Raw genomic sequence first — 19,424 nt, 5'->3', positions numbered from 1 at the left:
CAGGAGTATACCTTGTAAAACCTTTAAAATCTTGCTATACTCCTGAGTGTACTCCGAAGTTTCACAAAATAACCTCGGGAGTGGCGGAGTATGTAAATCCATATTCTGCCAGCATTTTTTTGAAAGGAGAATACCAATGAAAAAGAAGATAACGGCGGTATTTCTGGCCGTTCTGATGTCCCTGGGGCTTGTCTCATGCGGTACGGATGGGGAGAATCCGAGTCCGGATTCTCCTGCGAAGGTGGAACTCACTGTTTTTGCGGCGGCATCTATGACAGAGACGCTCACAGAGATCAGTTCCCTGTATGCGGAGAAGCGTCCGGAAGTTCATCTGGTGTTTAATTTTGATTCCTCCGGAACACTGAAGACACAGATTCAGGAGGGGGCGGGCTGTGATCTGTTTCTATCAGCGGGACAGAAGCAAATGAACCAGCTGGACAGCGCTGCTTCCCCTGAGGTGAATACAGAAGGGCTGGATTTTGTGCGGGAGGGGACCAGAGTGGATATTCTGGAAAATAAGGTCACTCTCTGCGTGAATGAGGTCAATACCGCGGAGCTGGCAGGTTTTGACGATCTGGCGGCGGCGCTTAGGGACGGAAGCGTGCTGATGGCCATGGGCAACAGCGATGTTCCGGTGGGGCAGTACACGCAGAAAATACTGCAATATTACGGATTGAACGAAGAAGAGCTGGCAGCCGGCGGTGTGATTTCCTATGGAAGCAATGTAAAAGAAGTAACCACTCAGATTTCTGAGGGCAGTGTGGATTGTGGAATCATTTATTGTACGGACGCATATTCTGCGGATCTGAAGGTGGTGGACTCCGCTACGGCACAGATGTGCGGGCAGGTGATTTACCCGGCGGCTGTCATGAAGAACAGCCGGTATCCGGAGGAAGCTGAAGCTTTTCTGGATTTTCTTCAGACTGATGAATGCATGGATATATTTAAGACGGTGGGATTTTCCAGAATCGAAGGCTGAGAGCCGGATACAGGAACACGGAGGTGAGAAGTTATGGATTGGTATCCTCTTTGGAATTCCCTCAGGATAGCGTCGGCAGCCTGTGTGATTGTGTTTTTTACCGGCATATTTGCGGCCTACTATGCGGCGAAGCTGCCCAGGGCGCTGAAGGGGCTTCTGGATGTGGCGCTTACGCTTCCCCTGGTACTTCCGCCAACGGTCTGCGGATATTTTCTCCTGTTGCTGTTAGGGCCGAAGAGACCGCTGGGAATCCTGCTGTCAAAGGCCGGGATCCAGTTTGCGATGACCTGGTACGGAGGAATTGCAGCGGCCGCGGTGGTGGCTTTTCCGCTTATGTACCGGACAGCCAGAGGAGCCTTTGAGAGCTTTGACGTGAACCTGGCCTATTCCGGCCAGACGCTGGGGCTATCCAATTCTTATATTTTCTGGCGGATACGGATGCCTGCCTGCAGGCAGGGCATTCTGGCGGGAACTGTCCTGGCTTTTGCCAGGGCGCTGGGAGAATACGGGGCTACCAGCATGCTGATCGGGTATGTGCCTGGCAGGACGGCGACTATTTCAACCACGGTCTATCAGCTGTGGAGGACAGATAACGAAGCGGGAGCGTTCCGGTGGGTAATGGTTAACCTGGCAATTTCGGCCGTGATCCTGCTTTTCGTAAATATGCTGGAACAAAAAAACAGAAAGGTGGGACGGATATGAGTCTTTCTGCTCATATCAGAAAAACGCTGGGGGATTTTTCTATGACCGTGGATCTGGAGCATGCGGAGGGAATCACGGGGCTGCTGGGCGCCTCTGGCTGCGGGAAAAGCATGACGCTGAAGTGTATCGCAGGAATTGAGAAGCCCGATGAGGGCAGGATCGTCCTGAATGGAAGAGTACTTTTCGACAGCGTTAAGCACATAGACAGGAGGCCCCAGGAACGGCGCGTGGGGTATCTGTTCCAAAATTACGCCCTGTTTCCCAATATGACGGTGGAGCAAAATATCCGCTGCGGCCTGTGCCGGGAAAAGGACCGGCGGGCCAGAAACAGGAAGCTGGATGAAGCGGTGGAGGCGATGGGGCTGGTAAAACAGCGCGGGCTGTATCCCCATCAGCTGAGCGGGGGGCAGCAGCAGCGGGCGGCTCTGGCGAGGATGCTGGTCAGCGGTCCGGAGCTTTTGCTTCTGGACGAACCGTTCAGCGCGCTGGACACCTATCTCCGGGAGCAGCTTCAGACCCAGGTGAGGGATATTCTGACGGATTTCGGAAAAGATGTGCTGCTGGTCAGCCACAGCCGGGATGAGGTTTATTATCTCTGCGGCCGTGTGGCCGTTATGGGCCAGGGGAAGCTGCTGAGCATGGGGAAAACAAAGGAGATATTCGCAGATCCGGGCAGCAGGACCGGAGCTGCGCTGACAGGCTGCAAGAACATAGCCGCGGCCCGTAAAACGGGCGAGTATGAAGTTGAAGTTCCGGATTGGGGCGTCCGGCTCAGGACGAAGCAGCAGGTGGGTGATTCCCTGTGCGCGGTGGGAATCCGGGCGCATTATTTTAATCCGGGGGCGGAGGAAAATGTATTTCCGGTGGTATACTCCGCCGAGCGGGAGGAACCTTTTGAAATGAGAATTTTGTTTCGGTACACGGGACAGAGAAAAGGAACGCCGGATCTCTGGTGGCGGATTTCGAAGGACAGGAAGCCGCAGCAGATGCCGGAGCGGCTGGGGATCGCTCCGCAGAATGTTCTGTTACTCTATCCGGAATAGCCGGATGATGAAAAGAAGGTGGAGAGCTTATGAAACTGATAAGGACAGAGGATGCGGTTGGACAGGTGCTGTGCCATGATGTGACGCAGATCATACGGGGAGTTACGAAGGGGGCCAGGTTCCGCAAGGGGCATATCGTGACAGAGGAAGATATCCCTGTGTTGAAAAGCCTGGGAAAGGACAATCTGTATGTCTGGGAAAAGGATGATACCGTATACCACGAAAATGAGGCCGCCGGGATTTTATGCCAGGTGTGCATGAACGAGCACATGGCTCCCTCTGAAGTGAGAGAGGGGAAAATAGAACTGACGGCGGAATGCGACGGGCTTTTCCGCATAGATGTGGAACGTCTGGATGAGATTAACGACATTGATCAGGTAATGATTGCGTCGCGCCATACCAACACACCTGTAAAAAAAGGAGATAAGCTGTTGGGTACCAGAGTAATTCCGCTGGTAATCGCGAAGGAGAAGATGGAGCTTGTGAGAGAACGGGCAGGCGGAGCTCCCCTGTGCGAGCTGCTCCCATACCGCCTGAAGACGGCCGGCATCGTCACCACCGGAAATGAAGTGTTCTACGGCAGAATCCAGGATACCTTTACACCGGTAGTCAGGAGGAAGCTTGAGGGATACGGAATACAGACGGCAGAACACCTGACGGTGAATGATGAGAAAGGCAGGATTACAGCGGCGATTCTGGAGCTGAAGAACAGAGGCTGTGAACTCATCATAGCCACAGGGGGTATGAGCGTGGACCCGGACGATCAGACGCCTGGCGCGATTAAAGCCAGCGGCGCCAGGGTGATATCCTACGGCGCTCCGGTCCTGCCCGGCGCCATGTTCTGCCTGGCATATTTTGAGGACGGGACTCCCGTTATGGGTCTGCCCGGCTGCGTCATGTATGCGGATACAACAATATTTGACCTGATGCTGCCGCGCGTGGCCGCGAAGATCCCCGTCACCCGGCGCGATATTACCAGGCTTGGAAACGGCGGCCTGTGCCTGGGCTGCCCGGAATGCCATTTTCCGGCCTGTGGGTTTGGTAAAATCTGAGATATAAACCACAGCAATTATTAAAGTAAGTGGATCACAGGATTACACATTTGTTTGAAAGAGGAAATGAAGTTTAGAATTCCTGATATATTTGTAAGAGAAAATGAAGCGTAGGAATGCGGATTTTGATTGCAGAGAGGTTTGAATATTATGGATGAGAAATGGAACCATTTTGATGAAGCGGGCAATGCTGTCATGGTGGATGTGTCAGAGAAGGCCGTTACGGTCCGCACGGCGTCGGCTGCGGGAGCAATCCGCGTAAACGCGGAGGTTATGGACGCCGTGGTTCACGGGAACGTGAAAAAGGGAGATGTGCTGGGCGTGGCCCGTGTGGCTGGAATCATGGCCGCCAAGCAGGCATGGTCGCTGATTCCCATGTGCCACCCCCTCTGTATCCGGAAATGTGCCGTTGATTTCGAGACGGATGAAGAAAAGCTGGAAATACGGGCCATCTCTACGGTGAAAGTGGAGGAAAAGACCGGCGTGGAGATGGAAGCACTGACGGCGGTTACGGTGGCTCTGCTGACTATTTACGACATGTGTAAGGCCATTGACAGGGGGATGGAGATTACGGACGTCCGCCTATTGGCCAAAACAGGAGGCAGGAGCGGGGACATTACGTATGGTTGACGGATATGGAAGGGTCATAGACTATCTGCGGGTGTCGGTGACAGACCGCTGCAATCTGAGGTGCATCTACTGTATGCCGGAGGAGGGGGTCCGTCCTGCCGGTAGGCATGAGATACTGAGCTATGAAGAGATCACGGAGCTGGCCGGAGTATTGGCACGGCTGGGAATCCGGTCCATCAGGCTGACCGGAGGAGAGCCGCTTGTGCGGAGTAAGCTATTCCTGCTGGTAAAAATGCTGAAACAAGTGCCGGGGATTGAGAGGGTGACACTGACGACCAATGGAGTTCTGTTGGAAAAGGCCATGGGAGAACTGGCAGAGGCAGGTATAGACGGTATTAATATCAGCCTGGATACCCTGAACGCGGAGGTATATGAGCAGATCACCAGAAGAACCGGCCTTCGGTCAGTGCTGCGGGGGATTCGGAGTGCGATGGGATACCCAGATATCCCATTAAAAATCAATTGCGTTCCCATGGGAATCCCCGGACAGGACGCGGCGGCGGTGGCAGGCCTAGCCAAGGATCAGGCCATTCATGTGCGTTTTATAGAAATGATGCCCATCGGCCAGGGAAAGCAGTTTACCCCCAAAAAGGAAAAGGGGCTGTTGGAGGAGCTGCAGCTCCGGTATGGGAAATGCGAAGCCTGTGAAGAAGAGCTGGGCAATGGCCCCGGACATTATTACAGCTTTCCCGGGTTCGCAGGAAAGATTGGTTTTATCAGCCCGGTCAGCCATCAGTTCTGTGGAAGCTGCAACCGGATCCGGCTCACAGCCCAGGGGTTTTTAAAGACTTGCCTTCAGTATGAGGAAGGGGCCGACCTGAGGCGGCTGCTTCGTGCAGGAGCAGGAGCGGAGGAGCTTTTCAGGGCGGCAGAAGATGCCATACGCCGGAAGCCGGAATGCCACCGGTTTGGCCGGGAACCGGGGCATGGCGGGGAAACACATATGATGTCACAGATCGGAGGTTAAATATGGAACGAAGAGTAGCAGTTATTGTGTCCAGTGACAGCGGATATGAGGGAAAAAGAGAAGATCAAAGCGGCCCAGAGATCTGCAGGATTGCTGAAGAACACGGCTACCGTGTGGTGTCTTTCGTCATCCTTCCTGACGATCAGGAAAAGCTGACGGCGGAGATGGAACGGATCGCCGATGAACGTTTGGCGGATCTGATCCTGACCACCGGGGGGACAGGCTTTTCGCCCAGGGATTGCATGCCGGAGGCGACGCTGGCCGCAGTGGAGCGGGAGGTGCCGGGCATACCGGAAGCCATGCGGGCCCACAGCCTGCAGTTCACCAAACGCGCCATGCTCAGCAGAAGTGCGGCGGGAATACGGAAGCAGACATTGATTGTCAATCTGCCGGGCAGTCCCAAAGCAGTCCGGGAATGTCTGGAGTATGTAATCACAGAACTGGCTCACGGGCTGGACGTACTGACCGGAAATGCGTCAAACTGTGGAGCCCCGGCCGTTTCCGGGAAGGTCTTGGCAGTCTGCATCAGTGAAAAAAGAGGAACTCCCAAAAAAAATATCCATGAGGCCAGGCTGATTGAGAATTTCGGGATTGAAAATGATGCCCATGCGGGAGAGTGGCACAGGCAGGTAAGTCTGCTGTCATATGAAAAAATAGAAGCGTTTAGGGCCAGAGGTGCGGCTGTGGAAGAAGGGGCTTTTGGGGAAAACCTCATCGTCAGCGGAATTGATTTCCGAAGGCTGCCGGAGGGGACCCGGTTCCGGTGCGGAGAGGTGGTGCTGGAACTGACCCAGATCGGAAAAGAATGTCACAGCGGCTGCGAGATATTCAAACAGATGGGCGAATGCATCATGCCGAAGGAAGGGGTATTTGCCAGGGTTCTTCATGGCGGGACGATCCGGGAGGGGGACGAACTGACAGTCATTTAATGTAAAGGTTTTATCCATGCTGGAAAAATGCTGCGTGATGCCTTTGCCAGGCTGGCACGCAGCATTTTTAGATCACTTATTCAGAAGCTATTTTCTCAAGCATTTCAACATTCAGCGGATACTGCCCCAGCTCCTTGCGCACCTCCAGGAAGTATTTCCAGTTTTCGGCGTTAATGCCTGTATGGATGGAGTTGGAGGAAGAAATAATCAGTCCGCCGCCAATCCCGCCTTCCAGAAGCGTCTGGGCCGTCTCTTTCCGAACTGCTTCCAGCGGTTGATCCACCAGGGTTTCCACACAGTCGACATTTCCTTTAAAGGCGATCTGATGGCCGTATTTCTTCTTCAGCTCGCCCATGCGCATGTTCCCACGTTTGTCTATGGGGTCCAGACAGTCGATGCCGGCACCGATCAGGTCTTCCACGATCGCATTCAGGTCGCCGTCTGAATGCTTGATTACTTTCATGCCCAGCTTTTTGGCGTGCTGTACCAGCTTGGCGAAGTGCGGCAGCACCATTTCTCGATACATGGATGGGCTCATCAGAAGCGCATTGTTGTTGGCAATGTCGTCTCCCAGTACGATGATTTCAATTCCGATGTCGTGCAGGTTTTCACACACCCGGCAGGAATAATCGCAGCTCATTTTCATGAGCCCGGTTGCCAGATCAGGGTCGGTGTAGAGGCTTTCCAGGAAGGACTCAAAGCCCATCAGGTCACGGGGCATGGAAATGACGTCCTTAACCCGGCCGACAATCGCCTTTTCATCGCCGACTTCTTTAAGCGCCAGCTTGATCCGGTCGTAGTGGTAGGAAGCGTCGGGGTCGGGAATTTCCATGGCTTTAAAATCATCCATATTCTTAATGGGATTTACTACGGGCAGGGGATATTCCTCATAAATCTGCCGGGTAATGCCCCATTCGTCTACAACGCGTTTCCCACCGTCCAGGACGGCTCTGTTTTTGCTGCCCAGGGAAACTGCCAGGGCGTCCAGGTCCGCCAGCCGGGAGAATTCGATATCATCTTCAGTTCCATAGGCGGTTTTCATTACCTTTTTACTTAGAATCCATTCCATGGTGGGCGCATGATCGGGCACCTGACGGTTCAGGGCCGCCATGATTCGTTCTTTTCCAGTCATTTGTGACCTCCTTTACGATCTGTTCGTCTGTCTGTTGTACCGGTCAGCAGCCCCCGCCCAGAGTGAGCGCAACTGCAGTCCGGGTTGCTTCGATTTTCTTCTGATATCCGCTGTTCCTGTAATTTGCCAGAGGGTTCGTGTTTTCCAGCCCCAGCTCCAGGCGGACGGTTTCAATCAGAGGCTGTACGTCGGTCTCGAAGGCTTCCATCACCAGCTTATTGGACAACACAGTATCATTATTACTCTGGGAATCACTCAGGGCCTTACGGTCAATAATCAGAGATTTGGCGAAGGCTGTCTGAATGTTCATCACAGAATAGATAATTCCCTCAATACTGTTTTCAATGTTATGGGATTGATCCAGCATATATGTAATATCTGTGGGCAGGCCGTCCAGTCCGGCGTCTGTGATTTCTTTATAGATCATAAAGATTTCCAGGGGGTTTACAGTGCCCAGAATCAAATCATCATCTGCATAACGCCGGTTATTGAAGTGGAAGCCGCCCAGCTTCTGTTCATCGAGAAGAGTAGCGATAATCTGTTCCACATTGACGCCGGACACGTGGTGGCCCAGGTCAACCAGGACCTTTGCCTGATCTCCCAGCTTTTCACACATCAGAAGGCTCATCCCCCAGTCATTGACGTCGGTGGTGTAGAAAAAGGGCTCAAAGGGCTTATATTCCAGAAGAAGGGTCATATCGGAATCCATGGCGCTGCAGAGGCAGTTTAATCCCTCAAACAGCCGGTGCTTCCTTTCACGTAGCACGTCCTGGCCGGGATAATTTGTGCCGTCTGCGACCCACATACCAATTGTTTTGCAGTTCAGCTCACGGGCGATGCGGACGCATTCAGCAAAATGCTCCTTTGTCTGTTCGCGGACCTCGCGGACCGGAGAACACATGGAGCCATAGCGGAATTGTTGTCCGCTGAAGGTATTCGGATGAAGAGTTCCCAGGCGCATACCCTTTTCGGCGGCATATTCCTTAACGGGAATAAAATTACCGTCCTCTGTTTTGTCCCAGCATACGTGGGTAGCCATTAGGGGAGTGATACCAAGACAGCGCTGGATTTCTGCGCAGTCATCGATCCGGTCCCAAACAGTCACGGCGGCGCCTTTGTCACTAAAAGTACCATAACGGGTGCCGGAGTTACCGACAGCCCAGGAGGGAAGTTCAATCCTTTGCTCCTTTAATTTGTTCTTCACCCACTCAATGTCGACATTTCTGGAGGCGAGCTTTTCGCACAGGGCATCATAATTGTCTTTTAGCGTATATGCCATATCACATACCTCTTTCTGAAAGATTATCCTGTATGGAACACACCTCATTTTGAGTAACGTTCCCATAAAGACATATAAATAATAGCATGAGTATAATTTAAAGTCAATAGACCAAATTAACGAAAATTGTTGTGACAGTTTTGGGTTCCGGCGTGCCGCTGGGCGACGCATTGCATTTGCGATGAAATCTCAGGATATACTGCGCCAAGCTGCAGGCATGTGCAACCTGCGCGTATGCTTTTACGGCAGTGAAGCCTGAAAGTTGAACAGTTACAGAATGTTAGAGTGTTTAGCTTTTATATTTGAGTTTTCAGGTGGAATCCCGGCTGATAAATTCGGACTGGAGCAAAAGGCTTTTGTTATAACTGTTGTTCTCAATCTTCTTAAAGAGGATGTCCGCTGCCGCAGTGCCCATTTCATGAATGGGCTGAGCCATTGTGGACAGAGAAGGGAACACCATGGAGCTGATGGATATGTTGTCATAGCCGGTGACTGCCACGTCCTGGGGAATGTGGTAGCCGTTCTCCAGAAGATAACGGATGACGGCAATTGCCAGCATGTCGGTGCCGCAGACGATGGCGTCCGGCTTTTCATCCCGGTTCATCAATGCCTGGGCGGCGCGGTAGCCAATATGGAAATGTTCTCCTGAATAATTGCTCAGGTATTCCTGGTAGACCAGGCCTTTGTCAAATGGATAGCCGCAGGCGGTCAGGCTTGCGCTGTAACCCAGATAACGGTAGTTGATCGTCACAATATCCCCCAGGCCGACGAATGCGATACGCTTTCGCCCCTGGTCGTAGAACATCTTTACGATCTGCGCTGTATCGTGCAGGCCGTCAGAGGCTATGCAGGAGATATCATCCCTCTGAGGATTGGGATAATCCACGAAAACCATAGGGATCTGGTGTGAAATCTGAATCAGCTCATCCATAAGAAGGGAGCTCTGATAGACGCAGTAAATAATTCCGTCGATATTCCGCTGGCGGAGTTTTTGGATGAAAGAAAGGATGCGTTCCCGTGTCTGTCCCACATTGCACAGGAGAACCAGGTAGCCGTGCTGCATGGCTACCTCTGCTATTATATTGAATAATTCATTATAAAACAGGTTGGAAACCTCGGGAACCAACAGGGCAAGCGTTTTGGCCTTGCGTGTACGAATACTCTGCGCAAAATAACTGGGAGTATAATTTAACTCCTTCATTGCGGCCTCGACTTTGGCTTTTGTAGAGGGTTTTATATTTTCACAGTTATTAATCACTCTGGATACCGTGGATTTGCTGACTCCTGCTAAATGCGCCACATCGAAGATGTTGTTGGACATGATAATGCCTCCTTCTTCTCTGGATTACTGTTATCTTAAGTCAAATTATTCCATATGTCAAATATGAAATGCAATTATAGAGGTGACATATATGGGAACGATACTAAAATGATACATGAAAATCATAAAAATGACAAGTAAAAATAGAAGAAAAGAGCTTAAAAAATTAAAATAACAGAATAAAATTGCGGAATGGGAATGATATATATAAGCATAAAAGCAATAAAAACTCATAAAAATGTGCAATATGTACAAAAATTAAACAGTAAATAGATGAGAAGTAGACAAAAATAATATTTAACTTGCATTCGATAATGGGAACGTTTATAATTCTGAGTATAAACAGAGAGCAATACCTGAGGAGTTTCGACTAAATTGCGGAGGAAATGGATGTGTTGAATGAAAATGACGGAAAATCAACCATAAAAGTTGAAAATTTATGCAAGGAGTTCGGCAAGACAAAGGTCCTGAAAGACGTCAATTTTGATATCGTTCCCGGAGAGGTACATGCCCTGATGGGAGAGAACGGAGCGGGAAAATCCACGCTGATGAATGTGATATTCGGGGTGCACAGAATTACTTCCGGCAAGATCTTTGTCGATGGAGACGAGGTGAGGATTTCCAGCCCTACCGACGCGAGAAAGTATGGAATGGCGATGATTCACCAGGAGCCTCTGACCTTCCAGAACCTGTCCATACTGGAGAATATCTTTGCGGGGAACATGGAGCATGCGGCTGTAAATTACAGGACCCTGGAAAAGAAGGGGCAGGAAATCATGGATTCACTGGGCATTCCCTTTGATATTCACCGGAAGGTGATGGGTCTGTCGGTGGCTGATATGCAGAAGATAGAAATCGCGAACGTGCTTGCCAGCAATGCGCGTGTGATCTTCATGGATGAACCGACAGCTTCCCTGACGCCTCACGAGGTGAATAAGCTGCTGGATCTGATACGCTCTCTGACAAAACAGGGAAAGTCAGTCGTTTATGTGAGCCACCGCCTGAATGAAGTGATGGAGATTGCCGATCGTGTTACTGTTCTGAGGAATGGAAGCTGCATCGGGACATATCAGCGCAGTGATCTGACGGAGAATGAGCTGGTGCGTCTGATGATCGGCAAAAGCCTGGGCGAATTCATAACGAAAGAAACGGTGCCCATCGAGGAAAAGCCGTACTTCGAGGTACAGGATATCAGCGTTAAGGGGTGCTTTTCCAATGTTTCCTTTAAGGTTCACAGGGGAGAAATCTTCGGACTGGCCGGCCTGGTAGGCGCCGGGCGCTCAGAGATCGCCAGGGGGATCTTCGGGATTACGCCGGTGGAATCCGGGAAAATCCTGATTGACGGGAAGGAAGTGAAGATAAAAAATCCGAAACAGGCGATTGCCAACAAAATCGCCCTGCTGCCTGAGGATCGCCAGGGACTGGGGCTGCTGCTGGAGAAATCAATCGCTTTTAACTCCACCTTTGCTGTGCCTCACAAGATCACCAATAAATGGGGAGTGGTCAGCAGGAAGGCGGAACAGGAGCTGACCTCAGCATACGCCAAGCTGCTGCAGACAAAATGTGACAGCTATGAGCAGCGGGTGAATGAGCTTTCCGGCGGGAACCAGCAAAAGGTCAGCATCGCAAAATGGCTGTCTGTGGAACCGGATATCCTGATCCTGGACGAGCCTACCCGCGGAATTGACATCGGGGCAAAGGCAGAAGTCTACAAGCTGATCAGCCAGCTGGCCAGGGAAGGGAAGTGCATTATCCTTATCTCGTCTGAACAGGCAGAGATTATCGGTCTGTGCGATAACGTGGTTGTTATGTATGAGGGAAGGATGTCAGGAACCCTCAGAAGAGAGGAACTGCAAGAGGAAAAAGTGCTGATGGCGGCACATAACCGGAAAGGATAAGGTCATGGCTGTGAAAGAGAGAATGAGAAAACTGCTGGGAATGCAGGAATTCAGCGTATTCCTGGTGCTGATTGTAATTTACATATTGGTAGGAGTGATCCAGCCCCGTTGGTTCAATTGGAATGTGTTCAATACGATATTGCTGTTTATGCCTTATGTGCTTTTGCTGGCGCTGGGTGAGATGGCGATTATCATTAACCGCAATGTAGACATGTCCATTGGAGCTATCATGGGATTCTGCGCGGTGACTGCGGGCATGATCCTGCGGGCCAATCCCGGATTTAACCTGTTGCTCCTGTGCCTGGTATCCGCTGCAGTCGGAGGGGCGCTGGGCTTGATTAACGGCTTTGCCGTCAACAAACTGAATCTTCCTTCGGTGATCGTGACCATGGGAACAGGCTATATATTCAGAGGCGTTTTCTATATCATGTGCAACGGCGAACAGATAGACAATACGTCGATACCCAGGTACATAACGAAGCTGTCGGCTTTTAACGCCTCAGTGGTAGGGGTACCATACCTGATCCTGTTTGTATTTGCAGTAGCGGTGGCGGTAGCCGTCATTCTGATGAAAACGAAGCTGGGACGCAATATTTATTTCTGTGGGGACAATCCGACAGCGGCCGGGCTGAGGGGGATTAATACCAAGAGAATCTCTATTATTTGTTTTGTATTTGCGGGGATCTGCAGCGGCCTGGCGGCCCTGGCTTATATTTCACGTATTGGATATGTGAATCCAACAGCAGTGGGCACAGGCATAGAATTTACAGTTATTGCCGCCGTAGTGATCGGCGGGACCAGTATGTCAGGCGGCACCGGCAGCGTGCTGGGTACTATCTTCGGGGTATTCCTGCTGGGAGAGCTGGACACGGCAATCACGATTGTCGGCTTGTCCGGGCACTGGCAAAAGGCAATCTACGGATTAATCATTGTCGTGGCTGTAATTGCGGATAAGCAGTTCAGGACGAGAATGCACAAAACTTTGGAGGAGAAGCGGTAATGGCGAAAGGGAATAAGTTTTTAAAGACAATCCTCAGAGATGAATTGATTCTGGCAGTTGCTTTTGTCCTGGTAGTGATATTCGGGTCCCGGATTTCTTCCAATTTCCTGGACATCCAGTACCTGCTCCGGTCAACGACTCTGTACGTGGAACTGGGCATCATTGGGATACCCTTTACGCTGCTGATGATCGCAGGTGAAATCGATCTGTCGGTTGCTTCCACTCTGACGCTGTCGGCCTGTATCACCACAGTCCTCTATACAAAAGGGGTGCCGATGCAGGTGCTGTGCGTGGCCTGTGTGGTGTTTGGCGCATTGCTGGGAATTGTCAACGGGCTGTTGGTGATCAAAACGGGACTAAGCTCTCTGATTATCACCATTGGGACAATGTCCCTGTTTAGGGGCCTGTCACAGGTTCTGATCGGGGATGGTTCCGTGGGAGGATTTCCTGAGTGGTTTAACGGTGTGGATGACTGGATGGCGTTCGGGGTGATCCCGGCGACCACTATGGTATTTTTGGTGCTGGCGGTGATATTCAGTTTTATACTGTCCAGAACCTATTTTGGAAGAACGGTCTACGCGATCGGCAGCAACAGTAAGGTAGCCCACTATTCAGGCGTGGCGGTGGAAAAGACAAAGATGCTGCTGTTCGCCATGGTGGGTGCCGCCTGCGGGCTGGCGGGGCTGTTCTCGATGTCCCGGTTTGAGATGGCCCGCTACAATATCCATTCGGATGGTCAGATGGATGTGGTGGTGATGGTTCTGATGGGAGGGACAGCCTTCACAGGCGGAAAAGGTACGATTTGGGGCAGCGTAATTGCGTTTTTCATAGTGGTAATGTTCAGGGCTTCCATGATGCTGGCTAACTTTAATGACTATTATCAGAAGGCTTGCATTGGCCTGACGATGATCCTGGTCATGGTGTTTTCCAATATCATTGAGAACTACCGCAGGAAAAACCATCTGTCTTAAATAATTTTTTCAAGAAAAAGGAGGAAAAGAAATGAAAAAAGCTGTAGCAATGACTCTGACACTGGCGATGCTGGCCTGTTCATTCTCTGCCTGTACAAAGGCGCAGGACAGCCAGACGTCTAATTCAGCCGCTTCATCTTCAAAATCTGAGACGGCAAAATCAGGAAGTACCACAGAGGCGCCAGAGAAGACAGAAACCGCCGGAGATGAGAAGCTGAAGGTATGCTGGATTCCCATCTGTACCGGTATTGATTATTTCACTCCCATCGCCCAGGGCATTGAAGACCTGTGCGGAGAGCTGGGAATGGAGTATTCGACGGTTGCCCCGGATGTGGCGGACGCGACCTCGCAGATACCGTATATTGAGGCTCAGATCCAGAATGGAGTGGACATTCTGCTGATCGCCCCCAACTCCCCGGATACCCTGAACGCAACGCTTCAGGACGCGAAGGATGCCGGAGTGACGGTATTGATGGTCAATGACGATATCACCGGCAATGAGCAGTACCGGGCTGCCTGCAGCATCGGCTGCAACTATGACGAGCTGGCGGAGGTAATGTTCGAGAAGCTGGCGGCTGATATGAATTATGAGGGACAGTACGTGATTATTTCCTCAACGACAGACGCTCCGTTCCAGAATAATCAGATCGAAATTTACAAATCCATGAATGAGCAGGAAAAATATAAAAATATGGAGCTGGTTGAAATTATGTACGGAAATGACGAGCAGAATGCTTCCCTGTCCTGCGCTGAAAATGCCATGGACAAATATCCGGAGCTGAAGGGCATGCTCTGCCCGACTACCGTCGCCGTTGTTGCGGCAGCCATGGCAGTGTCACAGCGCGGCTGTGCCGATACTGTTCATGTACAGGGCTGCGGAACGCCGAACCAGATGAGAGATTATGTGAAAGACGGAACCGTATCCAGCACCACCCTGTGGAATACCTACATGGAAGGCTATGCCGGAGCACTGTGCGGATATCTGATCCGTAAAGGCGAAGTCGATCCTGCGACAGACGAATCCTTTGAGTATGACGGACAGACCTATGAATTCGGACCTAACGGAACCCTCTATGCGGGACCGCCGCTGGAGCTGACGAAGGACACTATTGATGATTATGACTTCTGATCTTCTGAGGTAAAAAAATCTTGCAGGAAAGGGCAGAGAGCAGTCAGAGATGCCTGCCGTCTGCCCTTTCCTTTTTGCAGGAGTGAGTTTTACATTAACTATCTGGGAGGAAGGTGACACACGTGACGGCAAAAAGGATACTGGCATTTGACTTCGGGGCTGAGAGCGGACGCGCGATCATGGGTGAATTGGAGAGCGGAAAGCTGAGACTGCATGAGCTGCACAGATTCCCCACCGGTTTTGTGGAAGTGAACGGAAAATGCCTTCTGAATGTACTGAGCTTTTATGAGGAGATACTGGCCGGACTGAAAAAATATGTGAGGGAGTTCGGGCCGGTGCTGGATTCCATCGGCATTGATACCTGGGGGTGTGATTTCGGGCTCCTGGACGGACAGGGTAATCTTCTGGCGGTTCCCTATTCTTACAGGGACAGCAAAACGAATGAAACGGATAAAATCATACAAAAAAAGATGGGAAAGGACCGTCTGTATTCAGAGACCGGCATACAGATGCTTCAGATCAATACACTGAACCAGCTCATAGCGCTGAAGGAGAGGGAAAGAACCGTGGTGGATCATGCTTCCCACCTGATTTATCTGGGGGATCTCCTGCACTATTTTCTGACGGGACAGATCACGATGTCCTATACGGTAAATTCCATTTCCCAACTCTATAACCCGGTGAAACAGGCATGGGCGGATGAGGTGTTTGAAGCCTTTGGCCTGCCCCGGAGGATTCAGGGAGATATGATATATCCGGGGCAGCGGGTGGGAATGCTGGATGGCCAGATAGCGGCTGAATGCGGACTGGACCCGGTGCCGGTAACCGCTCCCTGTATACATGATACGGCCAGCGCGGCGGTGGCTGCCCCTGGCGGCGGAGAGGGCGCTGCAATCCTGTCGTCAGGCACCTGGTCGATAGCCTGCCTGGATCTGGACCGGGTGGTAGTCAACGAAAAAGCAAGAGAGCTGAGCATATCCAACTCAGGTTTTGCCTTCGGACGGAATCTGTTCGCCAAAAATGTCATGGGCCTCTGGGTGCTGCAGTGCTGCAAAAGGGAATGGCAGAAGAAGAACCCTGGTATTTCTTATCCGGAGATCGCGGAGGCGGCAGAAAAAGCACAGCCCTTTACCCGGTGGTTGGATATTGACGATGAGCTTTTCTTTAATCCCGACACCATGTGCGGTGCGATCCGCAGTTATTTTGCCAAAACAGGCCAGAAGCCGCTTGGAGAGGATCAGATTGCAGAGACGGCCAGAACGATTTATGAGAGTCTGGCGATGAAATACCGCCGTAATTTCGATAAGATGGCGGAAGCAGCCGGATTTGAAATCCGCGAATTGAACATTATCGGGGGCGGCTGCAATAACCGTTTCCTGAACCAGCTGACGGCCAATGTGATGAAGGTACCCGTGATGGCCGGACCGGGAGAGGCCACAGCGGCCGGCAATATCATGATACAGGCGGCAGGTCTGGGATTGTTCGGTTCTCTGGATGAGATCCGGGAGGTCATACGGAATTCGTTCCCCATCGAATATTTCTTGCCGGAGGATGTGGATGTGTGGGAGAAAAGGTATCAGTTCTACAGAGAAAGGGTGTTTCATGGGTGAAAAAATATTAATCGGGCTCGATCTGGGTACCCAGGGGGTCCGGGCGGCCGCTGCTGACGCACGGGGGCAGCTGATTGCAGAAGCTTCCAGGCGCTACAGCCATATAAATGTGGCGGAGGAGCCATATAAAGAACAACGGGCAGAGGAGTGGAGGCAGGCGTCGATGGAAGTGCTGGCAGAGACAGCACGCGCGCTGCGGGCGGCGAAGCCGGGATTTTCTGCGGTGCTGGCAGTGGACGGAACCAGCGGGACCATATTGCCGTTAGACAGTGAGGGGCGGCCTCTTTCGGCGGCCCTGATGTACAATGATTCCAGGGCTTCTTCTGTCATGGACGAGCTGCATGAGAACGTAAAAGGGCTGGAAGAAAAACTGGGATACCGCATGAGTGCGTCCTTCAGCCTGCCAAAGATCCTGTGGATACAGAAAAACTGGCCTTGGATCTATGAAAAGGCGGCGTCCTTCGTCCATCAGGCTGATTACCTGACAGGATGCCTGACCGGGAATTTCCGGGTGACGGATTATTCAAATGCGCTAAAGAGTGGCTATGATTTGATTGATGAAAAATGGGAGGGTGGAATTTTCTGTTCTCTGGGTATCGACAGAAAGCTTCTTCCGGATGTGGTAATGCCGGGCTGGCCGGTGGGTAGGATCACAGCCGCGGCTGCGGCCGAAACAGGGCTTCCGGCTGATACAGAGATCGTGGCAGGCACCACGGACGGTTACTCGTCCTGCGTAGCTTCCGGGGTCGTGCGTCCTGGTCAGTACAACACCACCATTGGGACGACGATTGTCCTGAAGGGAGTCACAGAGCAATTCATAAAAGATCCGAAGGGCCGTGTTTACTGCCATAAGCATCCGCAGGGATACTGGTACCCGGGCGGCGCCGGCAACGTGGGCGGAATCTGCCTGAATCAATGGTTTGGAGAGGAAAATTTCGCGGTTCTGAATTCAAGAGTCCCTGCGATGACTCCCACGGGCAATGTGATTTATCCCCTGACCATGAAAGGAGAGCGGTTCCCGTTCGTGAATCCGGAGGCCGAGGCCTTCTTCAGACTGAGAAATGAAGGAGAGGAGGCTCGCTATGCGGGCACAATGGAGGGCGTCGGTTATGTGGAGCGGCTGTGCTACGATACACTGGAGGGCCTGGGCTGTCCGCCGGGTGATACGGTCACGATCGCCGGAGGAGCGGTAAAGGCTCCGGTCTGGTCACAGATACGGGCCGATATACTGGGAAAAAGACTGGTACAGCCGGCCATGGTGGAAGCATCCTACGGAACTGCGGTTATCGCCGGAACCGTGTCTCTGGGAAGGAATCTCTGCGAAGCGGCCGAATTGATGGTAAAACACACGCGGGTATTTGAACCAGACGTTCGGAGACATGCAGCTTACAACGATTTATATGAGGAATTTTGCGATATCTGCAGAAAGAGGAATTATATCGATGAGTATCTATAAAGATTGTGATATACGCGGTATCTATGGGGAAGATCTGCGGGAAGAGGAGATGGGAAGAATCGGGAGAGCGGTCGCCGGCTTACTGCAGGGGCGTACAATTGTGGTCGGCGGTGATTTCCGCACGCACACCCCTTCTCTGAAAGCAGCATTTGTGGAAGCGCTTCTGGAGGGTGGGGCAAAGGTATGGGATGTGGGGCAGGTTTCCACCCCGCAGCTTTACTTTTCCAAACGATTTCTGGATGCATACGGAAGCGCGCAAATTACCGCATCCCATAATCCGCCCAAATATAATGGATTAAAGCTGATGCTGGGAGAGCTGCCAGTTCTTCCGGAGGACATCCGGGAAATACAGGACCGTGCAGAATCCGGAAAGTTTGAGTCCGGCGAGGGGACATTTCACCGGGTGGATACAGGCTCTGCCTATGAGGAAATGCTGAGAAGCCAATACGGACAGGGGAAGTGTGTCCCTCTCCATGTGGTCATTGACGCCGGAAACGGGGCCATGAGTGAAACGGCCCCCAGAGTGATGGAGGCGCTGGGTCTGCGGGTAACACGGCTGTATTGCAGCTATGACGGCACCTTCCCCAACAGGGACCCGAATCCGGCCGTACAGAAAAACCTCTCGGCCCTGTGCCTGAAGGTGAAGGAGGTGCAGGCCGATTTTGGAGTCGCGTTTGACGGCGACGGCGACCGGGCGATCTTTGTGGACAGTGCGGGCGTTCCGCTCCTGGCGGAAGAAGCCATGGTGATATTTTCAGACAGTCTGGTCCGTCCGGGGGAGAGCGTGGTCTATGACTTAAAGTGCAGCTCGATTTTACAAAAAGCCGTATTAGATGCGGGAGGAGTGGCGATCATGGAACGTTCCGGCCATGCGTTTATAAGGAGACATTTCCTGCAGGCTGGCAGCCGCCTGGCAGGGGAGGTGAGCGGCCATTATTTTTTCCGTGAACTGGAAGGGGATGACGGACTGTTTGCTCTGGTGACAATGGCGGATATTCTGCGGAAATCCGGCCGGACCCTGCGGGGGCTGCTGGAGCAGGTACGCTATACCGCAATCACCCCGGATATACGGAGAGCGGCGCCGGCGGACGAAATAGACAGGATCTTCCGCCGGATGGAAGACTGGGCCGGAGAACCGGGGCTGAAGGCCGTCCGCATAGACGGAATCCGCCTGGAATTCCCGGACGGAAGCTGGGTGCTGCTGAGGAGGTCCATTACGGAACCGGCGTTCACGATGCGGCTGGAAGCCCCCAAAGAAGAGCGGCTTGCGAAATTGCTGGAAACTGCGGGGCAGAAACTGGGCGTTGACCTGTCGTCCTATTGAAA

The 19,424-nt window shown here is 52.1% G+C and carries 17 protein-coding genes and 1 pseudogene; 15 read left to right on the top strand and 3 right to left on the bottom strand.

Annotated features, from left to right (window positions below):
• Positions 1–136 precede the first annotated feature (136 nt).
• From modA to H9Q79_RS18520, 8 genes and pseudogenes are all read left to right on the top strand, one after another.
• A complete protein-coding gene (gene modA, locus H9Q79_RS11665) occupies positions 137–979 on the top strand; it encodes a molybdate ABC transporter substrate-binding protein (RefSeq protein ID WP_249328349.1) in 843 nt (280 codons plus the stop codon).
• 33 nt (positions 980–1,012) lie between these two features.
• Positions 1,013–1,681, top strand: coding sequence for a molybdate ABC transporter permease subunit (modB, locus tag H9Q79_RS11660; protein WP_118644101.1), 669 nt, complete (start codon positions 1,013–1,015; stop codon positions 1,679–1,681).
• Positions 1,678–2,724, top strand: coding sequence for a sulfate/molybdate ABC transporter ATP-binding protein (locus H9Q79_RS11655; RefSeq protein ID WP_249328348.1), 1,047 nt, complete (start codon positions 1,678–1,680; stop codon positions 2,722–2,724). The genes modB and H9Q79_RS11655 overlap by 4 nt, the downstream gene beginning before the upstream one ends.
• A gap of 29 nt (positions 2,725–2,753) precedes the next feature.
• Positions 2,754–3,776: a molybdopterin-binding protein gene (locus H9Q79_RS11650; protein ID WP_249328347.1), complete on the top strand. Its 1,023-nt coding sequence runs from the start codon at positions 2,754–2,756 to the stop codon at positions 3,774–3,776.
• 150 nt (positions 3,777–3,926) lie between these two features.
• Positions 3,927–4,406: a cyclic pyranopterin monophosphate synthase MoaC gene (moaC, locus tag H9Q79_RS11645; RefSeq protein WP_118644107.1), complete on the top strand. Its 480-nt coding sequence runs from the start codon at positions 3,927–3,929 to the stop codon at positions 4,404–4,406.
• Positions 4,399–5,373, top strand: a complete 975-nt coding sequence (gene moaA / locus H9Q79_RS11640; RefSeq protein ID WP_249328346.1) for a GTP 3',8-cyclase MoaA — start codon at positions 4,399–4,401, stop codon at positions 5,371–5,373. The genes moaC and moaA overlap by 8 nt, the downstream gene beginning before the upstream one ends.
• Positions 5,304–5,807: pseudogene (locus H9Q79_RS18525) on the top strand (MogA/MoaB family molybdenum cofactor biosynthesis protein); the annotation flags it as partial. The gene moaA and the pseudogene H9Q79_RS18525, both read left to right, overlap by 70 nt.
• Before the next feature lie 27 nt (positions 5,808–5,834).
• Complete coding sequence (locus H9Q79_RS18520; protein ID WP_249329719.1) at positions 5,835–6,302, top strand: MOSC domain-containing protein; 468 nt, start codon at positions 5,835–5,837, stop codon at positions 6,300–6,302.
• 76 nt (positions 6,303–6,378) lie between these two features.
• Here H9Q79_RS18520 and H9Q79_RS11625 read toward each other — a convergent pair whose 3' ends face one another.
• The 3 genes from H9Q79_RS11625 to H9Q79_RS11615 all read right to left on the bottom strand — a co-directional run bounded on the left by H9Q79_RS11625 (position 6,379) and on the right by H9Q79_RS11615 (position 10,034).
• A complete protein-coding gene (locus tag H9Q79_RS11625) occupies positions 6,379–7,434 on the bottom strand; it encodes a uroporphyrinogen decarboxylase family protein (RefSeq protein WP_249328345.1) in 1,056 nt (351 codons plus the stop codon).
• A 43-nt stretch (positions 7,435–7,477) separates the two neighbouring features.
• Positions 7,478–8,713 (bottom strand): TIM barrel protein, encoded by a 1,236-nt coding sequence (locus H9Q79_RS11620; RefSeq protein WP_118644113.1) that lies wholly within the window; start codon positions 8,711–8,713, stop codon positions 7,478–7,480.
• Positions 8,714–9,023: 310 nt separating this feature from the next.
• On the bottom strand, positions 9,024–10,034 hold the full coding sequence (locus H9Q79_RS11615) for a LacI family DNA-binding transcriptional regulator (RefSeq protein WP_249328344.1): 1,011 nt from the start codon (positions 10,032–10,034) through the stop codon (positions 9,024–9,026).
• Positions 10,035–10,426: 392 nt separating this feature from the next.
• Here H9Q79_RS11615 and H9Q79_RS11610 point away from each other — a divergent pair, with 392 nt between their 5' ends.
• The 7 genes from H9Q79_RS11610 to H9Q79_RS11580 all read left to right on the top strand — a co-directional run bounded on the left by H9Q79_RS11610 (position 10,427) and on the right by H9Q79_RS11580 (position 19,422).
• The gene (locus H9Q79_RS11610; RefSeq protein ID WP_249328343.1) at positions 10,427–11,932 is read left to right on the top strand and encodes a sugar ABC transporter ATP-binding protein; all 1,506 of its coding nucleotides are present in this window, start codon (positions 10,427–10,429) and stop codon (positions 11,930–11,932) included.
• Between the two features lie 4 nt (positions 11,933–11,936).
• The gene (locus tag H9Q79_RS11605) at positions 11,937–12,932 is read left to right on the top strand and encodes an ABC transporter permease (RefSeq protein ID WP_118644121.1); all 996 of its coding nucleotides are present in this window, start codon (positions 11,937–11,939) and stop codon (positions 12,930–12,932) included.
• Positions 12,932–13,903 carry an ABC transporter permease gene (locus H9Q79_RS11600; RefSeq protein WP_118644123.1) on the top strand — a complete coding sequence of 324 codons (972 nt, stop codon included), beginning with the start codon at positions 12,932–12,934 and terminating at the stop codon, positions 13,901–13,903. The genes H9Q79_RS11605 and H9Q79_RS11600 overlap by 1 nt, the downstream gene beginning before the upstream one ends.
• Positions 13,904–13,934: 31 nt before the next feature.
• Positions 13,935–15,032: a substrate-binding domain-containing protein gene (locus H9Q79_RS11595; RefSeq protein WP_118644125.1), complete on the top strand. Its 1,098-nt coding sequence runs from the start codon at positions 13,935–13,937 to the stop codon at positions 15,030–15,032.
• A 122-nt stretch (positions 15,033–15,154) separates the two neighbouring features.
• Positions 15,155–16,642, top strand: coding sequence for a rhamnulokinase (locus H9Q79_RS11590; RefSeq protein WP_249328342.1), 1,488 nt, complete (start codon positions 15,155–15,157; stop codon positions 16,640–16,642).
• Positions 16,635–18,098 carry an FGGY-family carbohydrate kinase gene (locus H9Q79_RS11585; protein ID WP_249328341.1) on the top strand — a complete coding sequence of 488 codons (1,464 nt, stop codon included), beginning with the start codon at positions 16,635–16,637 and terminating at the stop codon, positions 18,096–18,098. The genes H9Q79_RS11590 and H9Q79_RS11585 overlap by 8 nt, the downstream gene beginning before the upstream one ends.
• Positions 18,085–19,422, top strand: coding sequence for a phosphomannomutase/phosphoglucomutase (locus H9Q79_RS11580; protein ID WP_249328340.1), 1,338 nt, complete (start codon positions 18,085–18,087; stop codon positions 19,420–19,422). The genes H9Q79_RS11585 and H9Q79_RS11580 overlap by 14 nt, the downstream gene beginning before the upstream one ends.
• Positions 19,423–19,424: the final 2 nt, after the last annotated feature.

The sequence above is a fragment of the Wansuia hejianensis genome, from assembly GCF_014337215.1.
Lineage (GTDB): Bacteria > Bacillota > Clostridia > Lachnospirales > Lachnospiraceae > Scatomonas > Scatomonas hejianensis.
The sequence above is the reverse complement of the archived record's forward strand: the minus strand, read 5'-3'. Positions and strand labels throughout refer to the sequence as shown.

What these genes read in the sequence shown, in the direction of transcription:
- modA (WP_249328349.1), top strand. Translation starts at nt 137, where the DNA reads ATGAAAAAGAAGATAACGGCGGTATTTCTGGCCGTTCTGATGTCCCTG.
- modB (WP_118644101.1), top strand. Translation starts at nt 1,013, where the DNA reads ATGGATTGGTATCCTCTTTGGAATTCCCTCAGGATAGCGTCGGCAGCC.
- H9Q79_RS11655 (WP_249328348.1), top strand. Translation starts at nt 1,678, where the DNA reads ATGAGTCTTTCTGCTCATATCAGAAAAACGCTGGGGGATTTTTCTATG.
- H9Q79_RS11650 (WP_249328347.1), top strand. Translation starts at nt 2,754, where the DNA reads ATGAAACTGATAAGGACAGAGGATGCGGTTGGACAGGTGCTGTGCCAT.
- moaC (WP_118644107.1), top strand. Translation starts at nt 3,927, where the DNA reads ATGGATGAGAAATGGAACCATTTTGATGAAGCGGGCAATGCTGTCATG.
- moaA (WP_249328346.1), top strand. Translation starts at nt 4,399, where the DNA reads ATGGTTGACGGATATGGAAGGGTCATAGACTATCTGCGGGTGTCGGTG.
- H9Q79_RS11625 (WP_249328345.1), bottom strand. Translation starts at nt 7,434, where the DNA reads ATGACTGGAAAAGAACGAATCATGGCGGCCCTGAACCGTCAGGTGCCC.
- H9Q79_RS11620 (WP_118644113.1), bottom strand. Translation starts at nt 8,713, where the DNA reads ATGGCATATACGCTAAAAGACAATTATGATGCCCTGTGCGAAAAGCTC.
- H9Q79_RS11615 (WP_249328344.1), bottom strand. Translation starts at nt 10,034, where the DNA reads ATGTCCAACAACATCTTCGATGTGGCGCATTTAGCAGGAGTCAGCAAA.
- H9Q79_RS11605 (WP_118644121.1), top strand. Translation starts at nt 11,937, where the DNA reads ATGGCTGTGAAAGAGAGAATGAGAAAACTGCTGGGAATGCAGGAATTC.
- H9Q79_RS11600 (WP_118644123.1), top strand. Translation starts at nt 12,932, where the DNA reads ATGGCGAAAGGGAATAAGTTTTTAAAGACAATCCTCAGAGATGAATTG.
- H9Q79_RS11595 (WP_118644125.1), top strand. Translation starts at nt 13,935, where the DNA reads ATGAAAAAAGCTGTAGCAATGACTCTGACACTGGCGATGCTGGCCTGT.
- H9Q79_RS11585 (WP_249328341.1), top strand. Translation starts at nt 16,635, where the DNA reads ATGGGTGAAAAAATATTAATCGGGCTCGATCTGGGTACCCAGGGGGTC.
- H9Q79_RS11580 (WP_249328340.1), top strand. Translation starts at nt 18,085, where the DNA reads ATGAGTATCTATAAAGATTGTGATATACGCGGTATCTATGGGGAAGAT.